Source organism: Bacillus sp. RSS_NA_20, assembly GCF_020165915.1.
In the GTDB taxonomy this organism is placed as follows: Bacteria; Bacillota; Bacilli; order Bacillales; family Bacillaceae; genus Bacillus; species Bacillus altitudinis.
In genome coordinates this window covers 1,113,110-1,125,798 of sequence record NZ_JAIUKW010000005.1, presented here as the reverse complement: position 1 = coordinate 1,125,798, position 12,689 = coordinate 1,113,110, and the positions used below count along the sequence as shown (strand labels likewise).

Sequence of the window (12,689 nt, the reverse complement as noted above, 5' to 3'; positions counted from 1 at the left end):
TGGAGGGATCAGCTCGTGGAGAGAATTTCATGGAATCAATATTTTATGGCTCAAAGCCATTTGCTTGCCTTGCGAAGCACCTGTGAGCGGCTAGCTGTTGGGGCAACGATCGTAAGAGACAAGCGCATCATCGCAGGTGGATATAATGGATCCATTGCCGGTGACGTGCATTGTGCAGATGTAGGATGCTATGTGATAGATCATCACTGCGTTCGTACAATCCATGCGGAGATGAACGCTATTTTACAATGTGCCAAATTTGGTGCACCAACGGCTGATGCTGAAATATATGTGACGCATTTTCCTTGCTTGCAGTGCTGTAAAGCGATTATTCAAGCAGGTATTCGAACAGTGTATTATGCGAAGGATTATAAAAATCATCCATATGCTGTTGATTTATTCGAACAAGCCGGAGTTCAAACAGAACAGGTTGAACTAGATGAGATGATTATTGACTTAAAAAACCAAGAAAAATTAGCCTTTGTTGCGGATTTAATAGGCAAACTAAGTGAATCAGGACGTAGCGAAACAGAAATTCGTCAAATGCATGAAAAGGCGAATCAATTATTTACTTCCTATGTTTAAGTATTTGCCGTTCGGGGCGATTTCAGCAGCTGCTGGAATTGCTCTGGCCGCATATCATCTTCATTTGTATTTTCTCCTTTTTCTTCTTGTATGTCTTCTTTTCAGTCTGCTGAAAAAAACACCCCAGCTCTTTTTAATGGTCAGTTTGTGTGGAACGATCTATATGCTCATTTTTATGGTGCATCAGTTTTTTGAAACGGATCATCCCATACAAGAAAAAGTATTTTCTCATTCGGTTGTGATTGAAACGATTCCGAAAATAGATGGCAATCGCTTTTCAGCGACTGTTTCATCAGAGAATGGTCGACTAGCGGCATTTTATACGATTCAAACGGAGCGTGAAAAAGAAGCGTTAAAAGATGTTGAGCCAGGTATGAGCTGTCATATGACAGGTGAGGTTCGGTTACCTAAACATGCTACCATACCGAATGGCTTTCAATATGATCAATTTCTAAAAACAAAAGGCATTGATGCTATTTTCTTAACGCAGTCTATGAAAAGCTGCACGAAACATGACAGCCCTTCACATGACCTTTCATCTATTAGGCAGAAGGGGTTGAAATTTCTAGAAGATCACGTTCCGAAGAATTCTGTTGGGATTGTGCAGGCACTTATTTTTGGCGATCGTGATTTAATAGACCCTGATACATTAAGAGATTATCAAATGCTTGGCATCATTCATTTATTAGCCATTTCAGGACTTCATGTTCAAACATTGCTCGCTTGTCTATTTTGGTGTCTACTCCGTGCTGGCGTGACAAGAGAGACAGCGCGTATTCTTTTATTATCCTTTTTGCCGGTTTATGCTTGTTTAACAGGTGCTGCACCGTCTGTGTTAAGAGCCTGTCTCATGGCTGGAATTTATTTAGTCATCACAAGTCTGCCAAAAGAAATGAAACAGCCTTCTGCGGTCGTGTTAAGTGCAGCGTTCTTGCTTTTATTAGCCATTCAACCACTTTATATATTTGATGTCGGTTTTCAACTGTCATTTGTGGTGACCTTATTTATTTTGCTATCCACTAGTATTTTATCAAAAGCAAAAAGTTCGGTGATGCAGTTATTCCTCATTTCCTTGATTGCACAGCTTGCTTCGCTTCCTGTTCTTTTATATTATTTTCAACAATTTTCCTTGCTGAGTGTTCCTTTAAATATGATGTTTGTTCCTTTTTATACAATGGTTGTCATGCCTCTGTCCTTATTCTTTTTTCTTTTATCTATCATTTATCTTCCGCTTGGACAAACACTGTTTCAGCTGCTTGATTGGGTGATCCAGTTTAGTCATCAATTGTCTGCACACATGGCTGCTTACGATAGTCTTACTCTCATTTTTATGAAATCGACATGGTGGCATGTGCTCCTAGAGGTTTCCTCCATTGTTTTTCTATTCATTGTGATGGAATGTAAAACTTCTATCAAATCTTATCTTGTGCCGATTTTGATTCTCGTTTGTGTGCTGTCTGTACACTATTTCACGCCGAATTTTCTTCAAAAAGGAGAGGTCACGATGTTAGATGTAGGACAAGGGGATAGTTTGTTTATTCAGCTACCTTATCGAACCGGGCATATATTAGTCGATACAGGAGGCAGACTTTCTTTTGAAGAAGAGCCATGGAAAAAAAGACGTAAAGTATCTACAATTGGGGATCAAACGCTTATTCCATTTCTGCATTCTAAAGGCATAGCAAAACTTGATGTCCTCATCCTTACCCATGCAGATCAAGATCATATGGGAGAAGCGATGCGGTTAATAAAGCGAAATAAAGTCAAACGCCTTGCAATCCCAAAAGGCTTTGCTCGAAATCCAGAGGATGCGCAGCTTTTAAAGGAAGCGGCTGATCAAAGGATTCCTATAGATGAGTTAGAAAGAGGGGATCAGCTGAGAATTGGAGGACAAAAATTTGACGTTCTGCATCCCGCAAGTGACCAGGTGACGAGTAAAAATAATGATTCACTGGTCCTCACCTTTACGCTTGGCGGAAAGCGTTTTATGCTGACTGGGGATCTTGAACAAGAAGGGGAACGAGACATCATTCAAGCTTACCCTGAGCTACGAGCGGATGTCTTGAAGGTTGGGCATCACGGGAGTAAAGGATCAACAAGTGAAGAATGGCTTCAGCATTTGAACCCGTCATATGCACTGATTTCAGTAGGTGAACGAAATCGATATCACCATCCTCATCAAGAAGTTTTGAAAAAATTAAATGATCATCAAACAAAGGTGTATCGTACAGATATTGATGGAAGTGTGACCTATGAATTTCTTGAAGAGGATGGAACATTTTACGCTCATCCTCCATATGATATCTTACAAAATCAATAAAAAAACTGCCAAAACGGCAGTCATCTTGCATTCATGTAGTTAAGATCCAACGAGGTGTATCACTGTTGCCAAAATAAACATTGAGGCGAAAAATCCGAATGTGACGATAAAACCAACAGCTGAGTCGGTCACATCATTCCGCTTGCTTTGAACATTCTTTTCAAATTCATTCATTTTCATCCCTCCTGGCTATTTTTAGTATACTTGAACTCATTTGGAATTGCTAGAAGGTAAAGTAACCGTTTTCCATTTTCATGATCATTTTGTGAATATCGTCTGACTGTAAGCTGACCCGGGAGCTTACGTGAGACGTTTACTATAAATGAGGAGGCGGCACTTTCAGCTTCCTCTTTACTAATGTCTCTACACACTTTAGGATAGAGGAGGAAGTGAAAGAGAGGGATTTAAGCGAATGGTCTTTGAAGTATGGAACAATTTAAAAAAAGGGGATATCCATCCCGTTTATTGCTTATATGGAAAAGAAACGTATTTACTTCAAGAGACAGCTGCAAAATTGAGACAAGCTGTCGTCGACGAAGAAACAAAGGATTTTAATTACTCTGTCTTCGATATGGAAGAGGTGCCGCTTGAGCAGGCTGTGACGGACGCAGAAACATTTCCGTTTATGGGAGAGCGGCGTCTCGTTGTGATCAAGAACCCTTATTTCCTCACTGCAGAAAAGAAAAAAGAAAAGATCGAGCATCAGCTTTCTGTGTTAGAAGCTTATTTAGAAAAGCCAGCACCCTACACGATTCTCGTGTTATTGGCCCCATATGAAAAACTGGACGAACGTAAGAAAATCACCAAGTTGTTAAAAAAGAAAGCGGCTGTAGTTGAGGCGAAAGAGTTAAATCCGAAAGAAACAACAGATTTCACCATCACGCTGGTGAAAACAGAAGGAAAAACAATCTCGGCTGAAGCGGCAGAACAGCTTGTCATGTTATGTGGCGGGAGCCTGTCCTCACTTTTTCAAGAGGTTCGAAAGCTAAGTACATATATTGGGCAGCGAGAGGAAATTGAGCTGGCGGATGTCAATCAGCTCGTTGCACGAAGTTTGGAGCAGAATATTTTCGAACTGATTAACCAAATCGTGAACAGGCGCCGGTCTGAAGCGATGCAAATGTTTTATGATCTCCTAAAGCAAAATGAGGAACCCATTAAAATATTGGCACTCATTTCAAATCAATTTCGGTTGATATTGCAGACAAAGTACTTTGCTCAACAGGGATACGGGCAAAAACAAATTGCGTCAAACCTGAAAGTTCACCCATTCCGGGTCAAACTCGCGATGGATCAAGCAAGACTGTTTTCAGAAGAAGAGCTAAAGTACATCGTCAAAGAGCTCTCCACGATTGATTATGAAATGAAAACGGGTAAAAAGGACAAGCAGCTATTATTAGAATTGTTCCTGCTTCGGTTATTAGGGGCTTGAACATAAAAAAACGACCTTCTCAAAAGAGGGTCGTTTTTGTTTAGATGTATAATTGCCAGTCTGTCCTTATGGCTGAGCCGTTCAGGACGGACGTACAGTTAAACAGGTGCCTCATCACTGAGGCGTTGCAATCATTATGCAGAAAGTCCGTTTACTTGTTTCGCAAGTCTTGATTTGTAACGCGCAGCTGCGTTTTTGTGTACAAGACCAGTTTTAACGGCTTTGTCAATGCGTTTTGCAGCAGAAGAAAGAGCAGCTTTTGCTTGCTCAGCATCGTTGTTAGCTACAGAAACTTCAACTTGTTTAATCGCAGTACGCATCGCAGACTTGATTGTTGCGTTGTGTGCACGGCGTTCGTTATTCGTTTTTGTACGTTTGATCGCTGATTTAATATTTGGCATGTGTTTCACCTCCTAAGATACAACCTAAACACAATTGTCTTAAGGTTAAATCTTCACAATAGAACAAATTGTATTCTATCAAACACACCTTTAGAATGCAATATAAATGTAAAGTATTTTTCATTGATGAAGCGCTCGAATGTTTCTTGAAAGAGATGGAAAGACTACTGTTAATTACTTGATGGAAGGAGCCTTTTCATGAAGAAACAGAAACTCGATTTAAGCGCTTATCAAATCCGGACCGATTTGGCCGTTGAAACAAAAGAGATACTAGAACAAGAGAACGATCCGAATGTGGTCAAAAAGGACGGTATTCAAGGAATTGTTGAGAAGGAGAAGGAAGAGCACGGCATCCGCATCCGCACTGTGGAGATTACGACAGAAGGAGAAGAGCTGACTGGAAAAAAGGCAGGGACATACTTGACGCTTGAGGCGCAAGGAATTCGGGAGAAAGACTCTGAGATGCAAGAAAAAGTGGTTGAAGTTTTTGCCCATCATTTTGCTCAGTTTTTAAAAGATCACGGCATTCAGGCAGATGCGAGCTGTCTTGTCGTAGGACTCGGAAACTGGAATGTCACGCCGGATGCTTTAGGGCCGCTCACAGTTGAAAATTTGCTGGTGACACGCCATTTATTTGAATTACAGCCTGAGAATGTGCAGGAAGGCTATCGCCCAGTGTCTTCATTATCGCCTGGAGTCATGGGACTGACTGGTATAGAAACAAGTGACATTATACAAGGTGTCATTGAACGATCTAAACCAGATTTTGTGATCGCCATCGATGCACTAGCTGCACGTGCAGTAGAACGGGTGAATACGACAATTCAAATTTCTGATACAGGTATACATCCAGGATCGGGTGTCGGAAATAAACGAAAAGAATTAAGCAAAGAGACTTTGGGGATTCCAGTCATTGCCATTGGTGTACCGACAGTGGTCGATGCAGTGACGATCGCAAGTGACACGATTGATTACGTGTTAAAGCATTTTGGTAGAGAACTGAAAGATGATAGACCTTCCCGATCTTTAGTACCAGCAGGTCTGACATTTGGGAAGAAAAAAGTGCTGAATGAAGAAGATTTGCCAGATGATGAAACGCGTCAATCCTTTTTAGGAATCGTCGGAACGCTTCCTGAAGAAGAAAAAAGACAGTTGATCCATGAGGTGCTTGCACCGCTTGGACAAAATCTAATGGTCACACCGAAGGAAGTGGATACATTCATTGATGACATGGCGAACGTCCTCGCCAATGGGTTAAATACAGCACTTCATCAAAAAATCTCTCAAGACAACATGGGTTCCTATAATCATTAATCAGTTCTACTTTCTCTAGCTCGCTCATAGTGTAATTACTAGAAAGCGTGCTGGAGGGAGTAAATCATGAAAAAAAGACCTCGCCGTCCTCGACAGTTGGTCGTTGCGATTAATGGAACAAAAGTAGTGAAGAGTATTTTTTTGTTTATTGTCTCTCTGGTGGTTGTGTTTGTCATGTCAGGGGCTTTGACGTCTTTAAAACCTGAGCTTAGGCCTCAAGCGTCATTATATGGTGTGGCAGATGAGCTGTCAGGGGCATTCTTTGCAACTCTAATGGGGATGGAAAATCAATATTTTGCCTCAGCAGTCCCTGAAGATCAAAAAGGATTTCATTTCTCCGGGCTGTCACTCAAACTTGCCACAAGTATCAATTTAGAAGACCCCCGCAGTTTTCTAGGAAGAGAGCTGCCAGGCTTTGAACATTTTGATACAAAAATCATCCTAGCAGGTGAAGGTACAGACTATACGAATATGCCAATGGAATCGCCGCCTCCAAGTGAAGTCATCAAAGATGAAAAAGAAGCAAATCTAGCTGAGCTGGACAAGCTTGATGAAGATGAACCGAAAACGCCTGCAAAAGAGCCGGACCAGTCGACAGGAAAACGAAAAGCTGTATACATTTATCACACACATAATACGGAATCATATTTACCATTTTTAAAAGGAGAAACAAACCCAAACAATGCGCGCCACTCAAAAGTGAACGTCACCCTTGTCGGGGAGATGTTTGGTAAAGCGCTCGATCAGCAAGGAATCGGCAACACAGTGGATAAAACAGAAATTGAAAAAAGACTGCTGAAAAAAGGGTTGAAGTATCCTCAATCATATAATGAATCCAGATTGGTTGTAAAAGAAGCTCTCGCTAAAAATGATGACCTAGATTACTTAATCGATATTCACCGGGATTCAAGAAGAAAGAAAGATACGACAGTAGAAATCAAAGGCAAGAAATATGCGAGAATCGCGTTTGTTGTAGGGAAGAAGAATCAAAGCTATGAGAAAAACTTAAAGCTGGCGACAGAGTTCCACCATTTGATGGAGAAAAAATATAGAGGACTTAGTGTCGGTGTGTTTGCCAAAGGAGAAATTGGAGATAATGGAATCTATAATCAAGATTTATCTGACAAAGCCCTCCTATTAGAATTTGGCGGTGTGGATAATAATATGGAAGAACTGAAAAACGCATCCAATGCAGCAGCTGATGTGTTCAGTGAAATTTTCTGGGACGCAGAAAAGGTAGACGGCAAAGCAAAGGATGAGAAAAAACGGTCTTAAGGTGGTGGAGGACATGGGCTCATTTATCGGAAAAACCATTATTTTATCGCTCGTATTGCTATTCGGTGTCTTTTTAGGAATGCAGCAAGCCAATAATGGCATGCTGCAAATGAAAGGGTATCATGATCCGCAATTAAAAGGGGCCTTCACTGTGCAAACGAATGATGATCAAGAAAAAGAAGCTTCTATCCTCGGAACAGCTGTCACACAAAAAGACTTAGCAGAAAAACAAAAGCAGCTAGAAGAAATGGAGAGCTTTAATGCCTTCTCTAAGGCCGGAAAAGCATTATCAGATGGTATGACGCATGCAGCCCGTACACTTTATGATTGGGTGAATGGTAAATAAACTGTTGTAAGCATCATGTTGGATGTTATTTCATAAGATATCACACCTTTTCGCAAAAGCCGCTAACCGATGAGCGGCTTTTCTTGATTTCGATTGAATCTTTACAGCCCTATTGATATAATCTAACCTAGCGCAACCCGCGTTTTATAGTAGGAGTGATAGATTGTGACAGATAAAGAAAAACGATTAGAACGGCAATCAAGAATTCGAAATTTCTCCATTATCGCCCATATTGACCATGGGAAATCCACATTGGCTGACCGTATTTTGGAAAAAACAGCGGCGATTACGCAACGAGAAATGAAAGAACAATTACTTGATTCCATGGACTTAGAGCGTGAACGCGGCATTACGATCAAATTAAACTCTGTCCAGCTGAAATATCAGGCGAAGGATGGAGAAGAATATATTATGCACCTGATTGATACACCAGGGCATGTCGACTTCACCTATGAGGTATCTCGAAGCCTAGCTGCCTGTGAAGGTGCAATTCTTGTGGTGGATGCAGCACAAGGCATTGAAGCACAGACACTTGCGAACGTTTATTTAGCTCTTGATAACAACTTAGAAATCCTGCCGATCATTAACAAAATTGATCTGCCGAGTGCAGAGCCTGAACGTGTAAGACAAGAAATTGAAGATGTCATCGGGTTGGATGCATCTGAAGCTGTTCTCACCTCTGCTAAGGCGGGCATTGGGATCGAGGATATTTTAGAACAAATCGTCGAAAAGGTGCCGGCACCAGCTGGAGATCCAGAAGCACCACTTCAAGCCCTCATTTTTGATTCTCTCTACGATGCGTATCGTGGCGTCATTGCTTACATACGAATTGTCGAAGGAACCGTAAAACCGGGTCAAAAAATTAAGATGATGGCGACAGGCAAAGAATTTGAAGTGCTTGAAGTTGGCGTATTTACACCGAAAGCAATGCCAACAGACGAACTCACTGTTGGAGATGTTGGCTATTTAACAGCTGCCATTAAAAACGTTGGTGATACACGAGTAGGGGATACGATCACAAGTGCGGTAAACCCTGCGAAAGAAGCTCTGCCTGGATATAGAAAGCTGAACCCAATGGTGTACTGCGGCCTTTATCCAATTGACACAGCGAAATATAACGACTTGCGTGAAGCGTTAGAAAAGCTTGAATTAAATGATTCTTCACTTCAATATGAGGCAGAGACATCCCAAGCACTTGGCTTCGGCTTCCGCTGCGGCTTCCTTGGCATGCTTCATATGGAAATCATCCAAGAACGGATTGAACGTGAATTTAAAATCGACCTCATTACGACAGCGCCAAGTGTTATTTACGATGTGTATATGACAGACGGAGAAAAAATTGTTGTAGATAACCCATCCAATTTGCCTGATCCGCAAAAGATTGAGCGAATTGAAGAGCCATACGTGAAGGCAACAATGATGGTGCCAAATGATTATGTTGGTTCTGTGATGGAGCTTTGCCAAGGAAAGCGCGGCAATTTCATTGATATGCAATATCTTGATGCAAACCGCGTGAGCATTGTGTACGAAATTCCTCTGGCAGAGATCGTATACGAATTCTTTGATCAATTAAAGTCCAATACAAAAGGGTATGCATCCTTTGATTACGAGCTGATCGGCTATCGCCCATCCACTCTAGTGAAAATGGATATCATGCTCAATGGCGAAAAAATCGATGCACTTTCCTTTATTGTTCACCGCGATTATGCGTATGAACGCGGAAAGATCATTGTAGAAAAGCTGAAAGAACTGATTCCGCGCCAGCACTTTGAAGTACCAGTTCAGGCAGCGATCGGTCAAAAAATTGTTGCACGGTCTACCATTAAAGCAATGCGCAAGAACGTACTAGCGAAGTGTTATGGTGGAGATATTTCCCGGAAAAGAAAGCTTCTTGAGAAGCAAAAAGAAGGGAAAAAGCGCATGAAGCAAGTGGGTTCTGTAGAAGTCCCACAAGAAGCATTTATGGCCGTGCTGAAAATGGACGACAGCACACCGAAAAAATAACATCCTCAAGGCAACCTGCTTTACAATGCTCGCCTTGACGTTTATAGTCGAAAACAAACGAAGAGGCCGCAGCGATAAACTGCGGCTCTTTACCTGTAAAGAAGGTGTCAATAATTGAAAGCAGCATACATTCATATTCCATTTTGTGAGCACATTTGTCACTATTGTGATTTCAATAAATTTTTCATTAAAACCCAGCCGGTCGATGAATACTTAGCCGCTCTTGAAAAAGAAATGCAGCACACGATCGATCAAAAAGGGGAGGAAGAATTAAAGACGATCTTTATTGGCGGGGGAACCCCGACATCACTCACAACCAGCCAGTTAGATCAGCTTATGGACAGCATTCACCGCGTATTAAAACCAACCAAAAACTTAATCGAGTTTGCAGTAGAAGCAAACCCAGACGAACTATCGCTTGAGAAATTGAATGTCTTAAAATCAGCAGGCGTTAATCGGCTCAGCTTTGGTGTTCAAACATTTGAAGATGACCTGCTCAAAAAAATCGGACGGGTTCATCAAAAGAAAGATGTTCTCACATCTTTCGAGCGAGCAAGAGCAGTTGGGTTTGACAACATTAGTCTTGATCTTATGTTTGGTTTGCCTCATCAAGAGAAGCATCATGTCATGCATTCACTAGAGACCGCTTTTTCATTAGGTGCAGAGCATTATTCGGTTTATTCGCTGATTGTCGAGCCGAAGACGGTTTTTTACAATTTAATGCAAAAAGGGAAACTGCATTTACCACCGCAAGAACGTGAGGCTGAAATGTATGAGCTCGTCATGGATGAAATGGAACGGCATGGACTCAAACAATATGAGATTAGCAATTACGCCAAACCAGGTTTTGAAAGCCAGCATAACCTCACCTATTGGAGCAACGAAGATTACTTTGGTTTTGGAGCTGGAGCGCACGGGTATGTAGATGGCGTCCGTAATGTGAACGCTGGACCAGTGAAGCATTACTTAGAGCTCATTGAACAAACAGGGTTTCCATATAAGGAAACGCATCAGGTGACAAAAGCAGAACAGATCGAAGAAGAAATGTTCTTAGGTTTGCGGAAAATTGAAGGCGTGAAAAGTGCTCACTTTCAAGCGAAATTTGAAGCATCACCAGAAGCACTCTTTCCCGCCGTTCTTGAAGAATTAGCAGAAAAAGGTCTCATTGAACAGGATGAGATTGGCATTCGTTTAACAAGAAAAGGAAAATTGTTAGGAAATGAAGTATTTCAAGCGTTTCTCGGTGAGTTATAATTGACATTTTAATTTGAGTTTGGTAATTTTGTTTATACAATTAGCACTCGTTGAAAGAGAGTGCTAACAGGGGTGATGATGATGTTAACAAATCGTCAGCTTTTGATTCTACAAGTCATTATTAATGACTTTATTCGTTCGGCGCAGCCAGTTGGATCAAGGACTCTTTCCAAAAAAGAAGACATTACATTCAGCTCTGCGACGATTAGAAACGAAATGGCTGATTTGGAGGAACTCGGTTTTATTGAAAAGACCCATTCTTCATCAGGAAGAATTCCTTCCGAAAAAGGATATCGTTATTATGTAGATCATTTGCTCTCTCCGCGAAAACTGTCATCTAAAGAGCTTGTGCTCATCCAGTCAGTATTTCAGGAGAAAATTTTTGAGCTGGAAAAAACAGTTCAAAAATCGGCGGAAATTTTATCAGATCTCACAAACTACACATCGATTGTCCTTGGTCCAAAGCTAAGTGAAAATCGATTGAAGCAAATTCAGCTTGTCCCCGTCCAGCCTAATAAAGCAGTAGCGATTATGATTACAGACAGCGGGCATGTTGAAAACAAAACCATTACCTTCTCTGAGCATCTTGATGTCTCCGATATTGAGAAGCTGATGAATATTTTAAACAGCCGCTTAGCCGGAGTCCCGATGGATCAGCTGAAGGACAGGATGTATAAAGAAGTAGTGATGCTCCTTCGCACGCATTTAAAAGACTATGATCATATTTTAGATGCGCTTGGTAACACATTCACTTCAACACAAAATGAATCAAAACTTTTCTTTGGCGGGAAGATTAATATGTTGAACCAGCCAGAGTTTCATGACATTGACCGTATTCGTTCACTCATGATGCTGATTGAACAAAAGAATGATGTCATGCAGCTGTTTCATCCAAATCAGCAAGGAATCACCATTAAAATCGGTTCAGAAAACAATTTGGAAGCAATGGAGAACTGCAGTTTAATCACAGCAACTTATGCGATTGATCAAAAATCACTCGGCTCCATCGCTGTCATTGGTCCAACCCGTATGGATTACGGGCGAGTCGTTAGTCTTTTGCATCATGTATCAAAAGACTTGTCAAACGCACTTTCCAATTTGTATGATGAGTAGGGTGATAAAAGGTGGGGGCACAGCCCCTTCGTATAATTGAATCTTTTGAGGGAGGTGAACACAATGTCAGAAGAAAAACAGACACCTGAGCAAGCAGCAGAGGTTGAAGCACAAGAAGAAGCAGTTCAAGCAGAAACTGAGGAAGTAAAGCACGATGAACAGTCTGCCTTCCAAGAGAAGATTGATGAATTGCAGCAGCTTCTAGATGAAAAAGAAAACAAAATTCTGCGTGTTCAAGCAGATTTTGAAAACTATAAACGCCGTGCTCGAACTGAAGTGGAGACCGTGCAAAAATATCGTTCTCAACATGTTGTCAGCGACCTTCTCCCAGCTCTCGACAACTTTGAAAGAGCGCTTGGAATCGATCCAGACAATGAGCAGACGAAAAGTTTGTTAGAAGGTATGCAAATGGTTTACCGCCAGCTGGTAGAAGCGTTGAAAAATGAAGGCGTTGAACCAATTGAAGCTGTCGGCAAAGAGTTCGATCCAAACCTTCATCAAGCCGTCATGCAAGTTGAAGATGAAAACTACGATTCAAACATCGTTGTAGAAGAATTGCAAAAGGGCTATAAACTCAAAGACCGAGTTATTCGTCCATCAATGGTAAAAGTAAATCAATAACTACATAATGGGAGGTCATCGAAT

12 protein-coding genes are annotated in these 12,689 nt (G+C 41.3%); 10 read left to right on the top strand and 2 right to left on the bottom strand.

Translation table 11 applies throughout. The features are described from left to right. The first annotated feature begins 15 nt into the window (after positions 1-15). The gene (locus LCD32_RS11350; protein ID WP_008342495.1) at positions 16-585 is read left to right on the top strand and encodes a ComE operon protein 2; all 570 of its coding nucleotides are present in this window, start codon (positions 16-18) and stop codon (positions 583-585) included. After that, on the top strand, positions 578-2,905 hold the full coding sequence (locus LCD32_RS11345) for a DNA internalization-related competence protein ComEC/Rec2 (protein WP_035702731.1): 2,328 nt from the start codon (positions 578-580) through the stop codon (positions 2,903-2,905). Before LCD32_RS11350 ends, LCD32_RS11345 begins: the two co-directional genes overlap by 8 nt. Before the next feature lie 39 nt (positions 2,906-2,944). On the opposite strand, the gene LCD32_RS11340 is transcribed toward LCD32_RS11345, so the two are convergent. Then, positions 2,945-3,079, bottom strand: a complete 135-nt coding sequence (locus LCD32_RS11340; protein ID WP_008342491.1) for a YqzM family protein — start codon at positions 3,077-3,079, stop codon at positions 2,945-2,947. Positions 3,080-3,317: 238 nt separating this feature from the next. Between LCD32_RS11340 and holA the strand changes: the two genes are divergently transcribed. Further along, entirely contained in the window at positions 3,318-4,337 is a 1,020-nt protein-coding gene (gene holA, locus LCD32_RS11335) for a DNA polymerase III subunit delta (protein ID WP_017358025.1), read from the top strand. A gap of 134 nt (positions 4,338-4,471) precedes the next feature. Here the strand turns inward: holA and rpsT are convergent, their stop codons facing one another. After that, positions 4,472-4,738: a 30S ribosomal protein S20 gene (gene rpsT, locus LCD32_RS11330; RefSeq protein ID WP_008342485.1), complete on the bottom strand. Its 267-nt coding sequence runs from the start codon at positions 4,736-4,738 to the stop codon at positions 4,472-4,474. A 198-nt stretch (positions 4,739-4,936) separates the two neighbouring features. On the opposite strand from rpsT, the gene gpr reads away from it, so the two are divergent. The 7 genes from gpr (at position 4,937) to grpE (ending at position 12,665) form a co-directional block, all read left to right on the top strand. Next, positions 4,937-6,052: a GPR endopeptidase gene (gene gpr, locus LCD32_RS11325; RefSeq protein ID WP_008342483.1), complete on the top strand. Its 1,116-nt coding sequence runs from the start codon at positions 4,937-4,939 to the stop codon at positions 6,050-6,052. Positions 6,053-6,118: 66 nt separating this feature from the next. Next, positions 6,119-7,327 (top strand): stage II sporulation protein P, encoded by a 1,209-nt coding sequence (locus LCD32_RS11320; protein WP_017367632.1) that lies wholly within the window; start codon positions 6,119-6,121, stop codon positions 7,325-7,327. A gap of 13 nt (positions 7,328-7,340) precedes the next feature. Further along, the gene (locus tag LCD32_RS11315) at positions 7,341-7,673 is read left to right on the top strand and encodes a YqxA family protein (RefSeq protein WP_017358024.1); all 333 of its coding nucleotides are present in this window, start codon (positions 7,341-7,343) and stop codon (positions 7,671-7,673) included. A 165-nt stretch (positions 7,674-7,838) separates the two neighbouring features. Then, on the top strand, positions 7,839-9,677 hold the full coding sequence (gene lepA, locus LCD32_RS11310; RefSeq protein ID WP_008342476.1) for a translation elongation factor 4: 1,839 nt from the start codon (positions 7,839-7,841) through the stop codon (positions 9,675-9,677). A 114-nt stretch (positions 9,678-9,791) separates the two neighbouring features. Next, on the top strand, positions 9,792-10,931 hold the full coding sequence (gene hemW / locus LCD32_RS11305; protein ID WP_224563790.1) for a radical SAM family heme chaperone HemW: 1,140 nt from the start codon (positions 9,792-9,794) through the stop codon (positions 10,929-10,931). A gap of 81 nt (positions 10,932-11,012) precedes the next feature. Then, positions 11,013-12,044 carry a heat-inducible transcriptional repressor HrcA gene (gene hrcA, locus LCD32_RS11300; RefSeq protein ID WP_008342473.1) on the top strand — a complete coding sequence of 344 codons (1,032 nt, stop codon included), beginning with the start codon at positions 11,013-11,015 and terminating at the stop codon, positions 12,042-12,044. Between the two features lie 63 nt (positions 12,045-12,107). Next, positions 12,108-12,665 (top strand): nucleotide exchange factor GrpE, encoded by a 558-nt coding sequence (gene grpE, locus LCD32_RS11295; protein ID WP_008342471.1) that lies wholly within the window; start codon positions 12,108-12,110, stop codon positions 12,663-12,665. Positions 12,666-12,689 lie beyond the last annotated feature (24 nt).

Coding starts and splice junctions, on each gene's coding strand:
- holA (WP_017358025.1), top strand. CDS start 3,318: ATGGTCTTTGAAGTATGGAACAATTTAAAAAAAGGGGATATCCATCCC.
- LCD32_RS11315 (WP_017358024.1), top strand. CDS start 7,341: ATGGGCTCATTTATCGGAAAAACCATTATTTTATCGCTCGTATTGCTA.
- gpr (WP_008342483.1), top strand. CDS start 4,937: ATGAAGAAACAGAAACTCGATTTAAGCGCTTATCAAATCCGGACCGAT.
- rpsT (WP_008342485.1), bottom strand. CDS start 4,738: ATGCCAAATATTAAATCAGCGATCAAACGTACAAAAACGAATAACGAA.
- LCD32_RS11340 (WP_008342491.1), bottom strand. CDS start 3,079: ATGAATGAATTTGAAAAGAATGTTCAAAGCAAGCGGAATGATGTGACC.
- LCD32_RS11345 (WP_035702731.1), top strand. CDS start 578: ATGTTTAAGTATTTGCCGTTCGGGGCGATTTCAGCAGCTGCTGGAATT.
- LCD32_RS11320 (WP_017367632.1), top strand. CDS start 6,119: ATGAAAAAAAGACCTCGCCGTCCTCGACAGTTGGTCGTTGCGATTAAT.
- grpE (WP_008342471.1), top strand. CDS start 12,108: ATGTCAGAAGAAAAACAGACACCTGAGCAAGCAGCAGAGGTTGAAGCA.
- hrcA (WP_008342473.1), top strand. CDS start 11,013: ATGTTAACAAATCGTCAGCTTTTGATTCTACAAGTCATTATTAATGAC.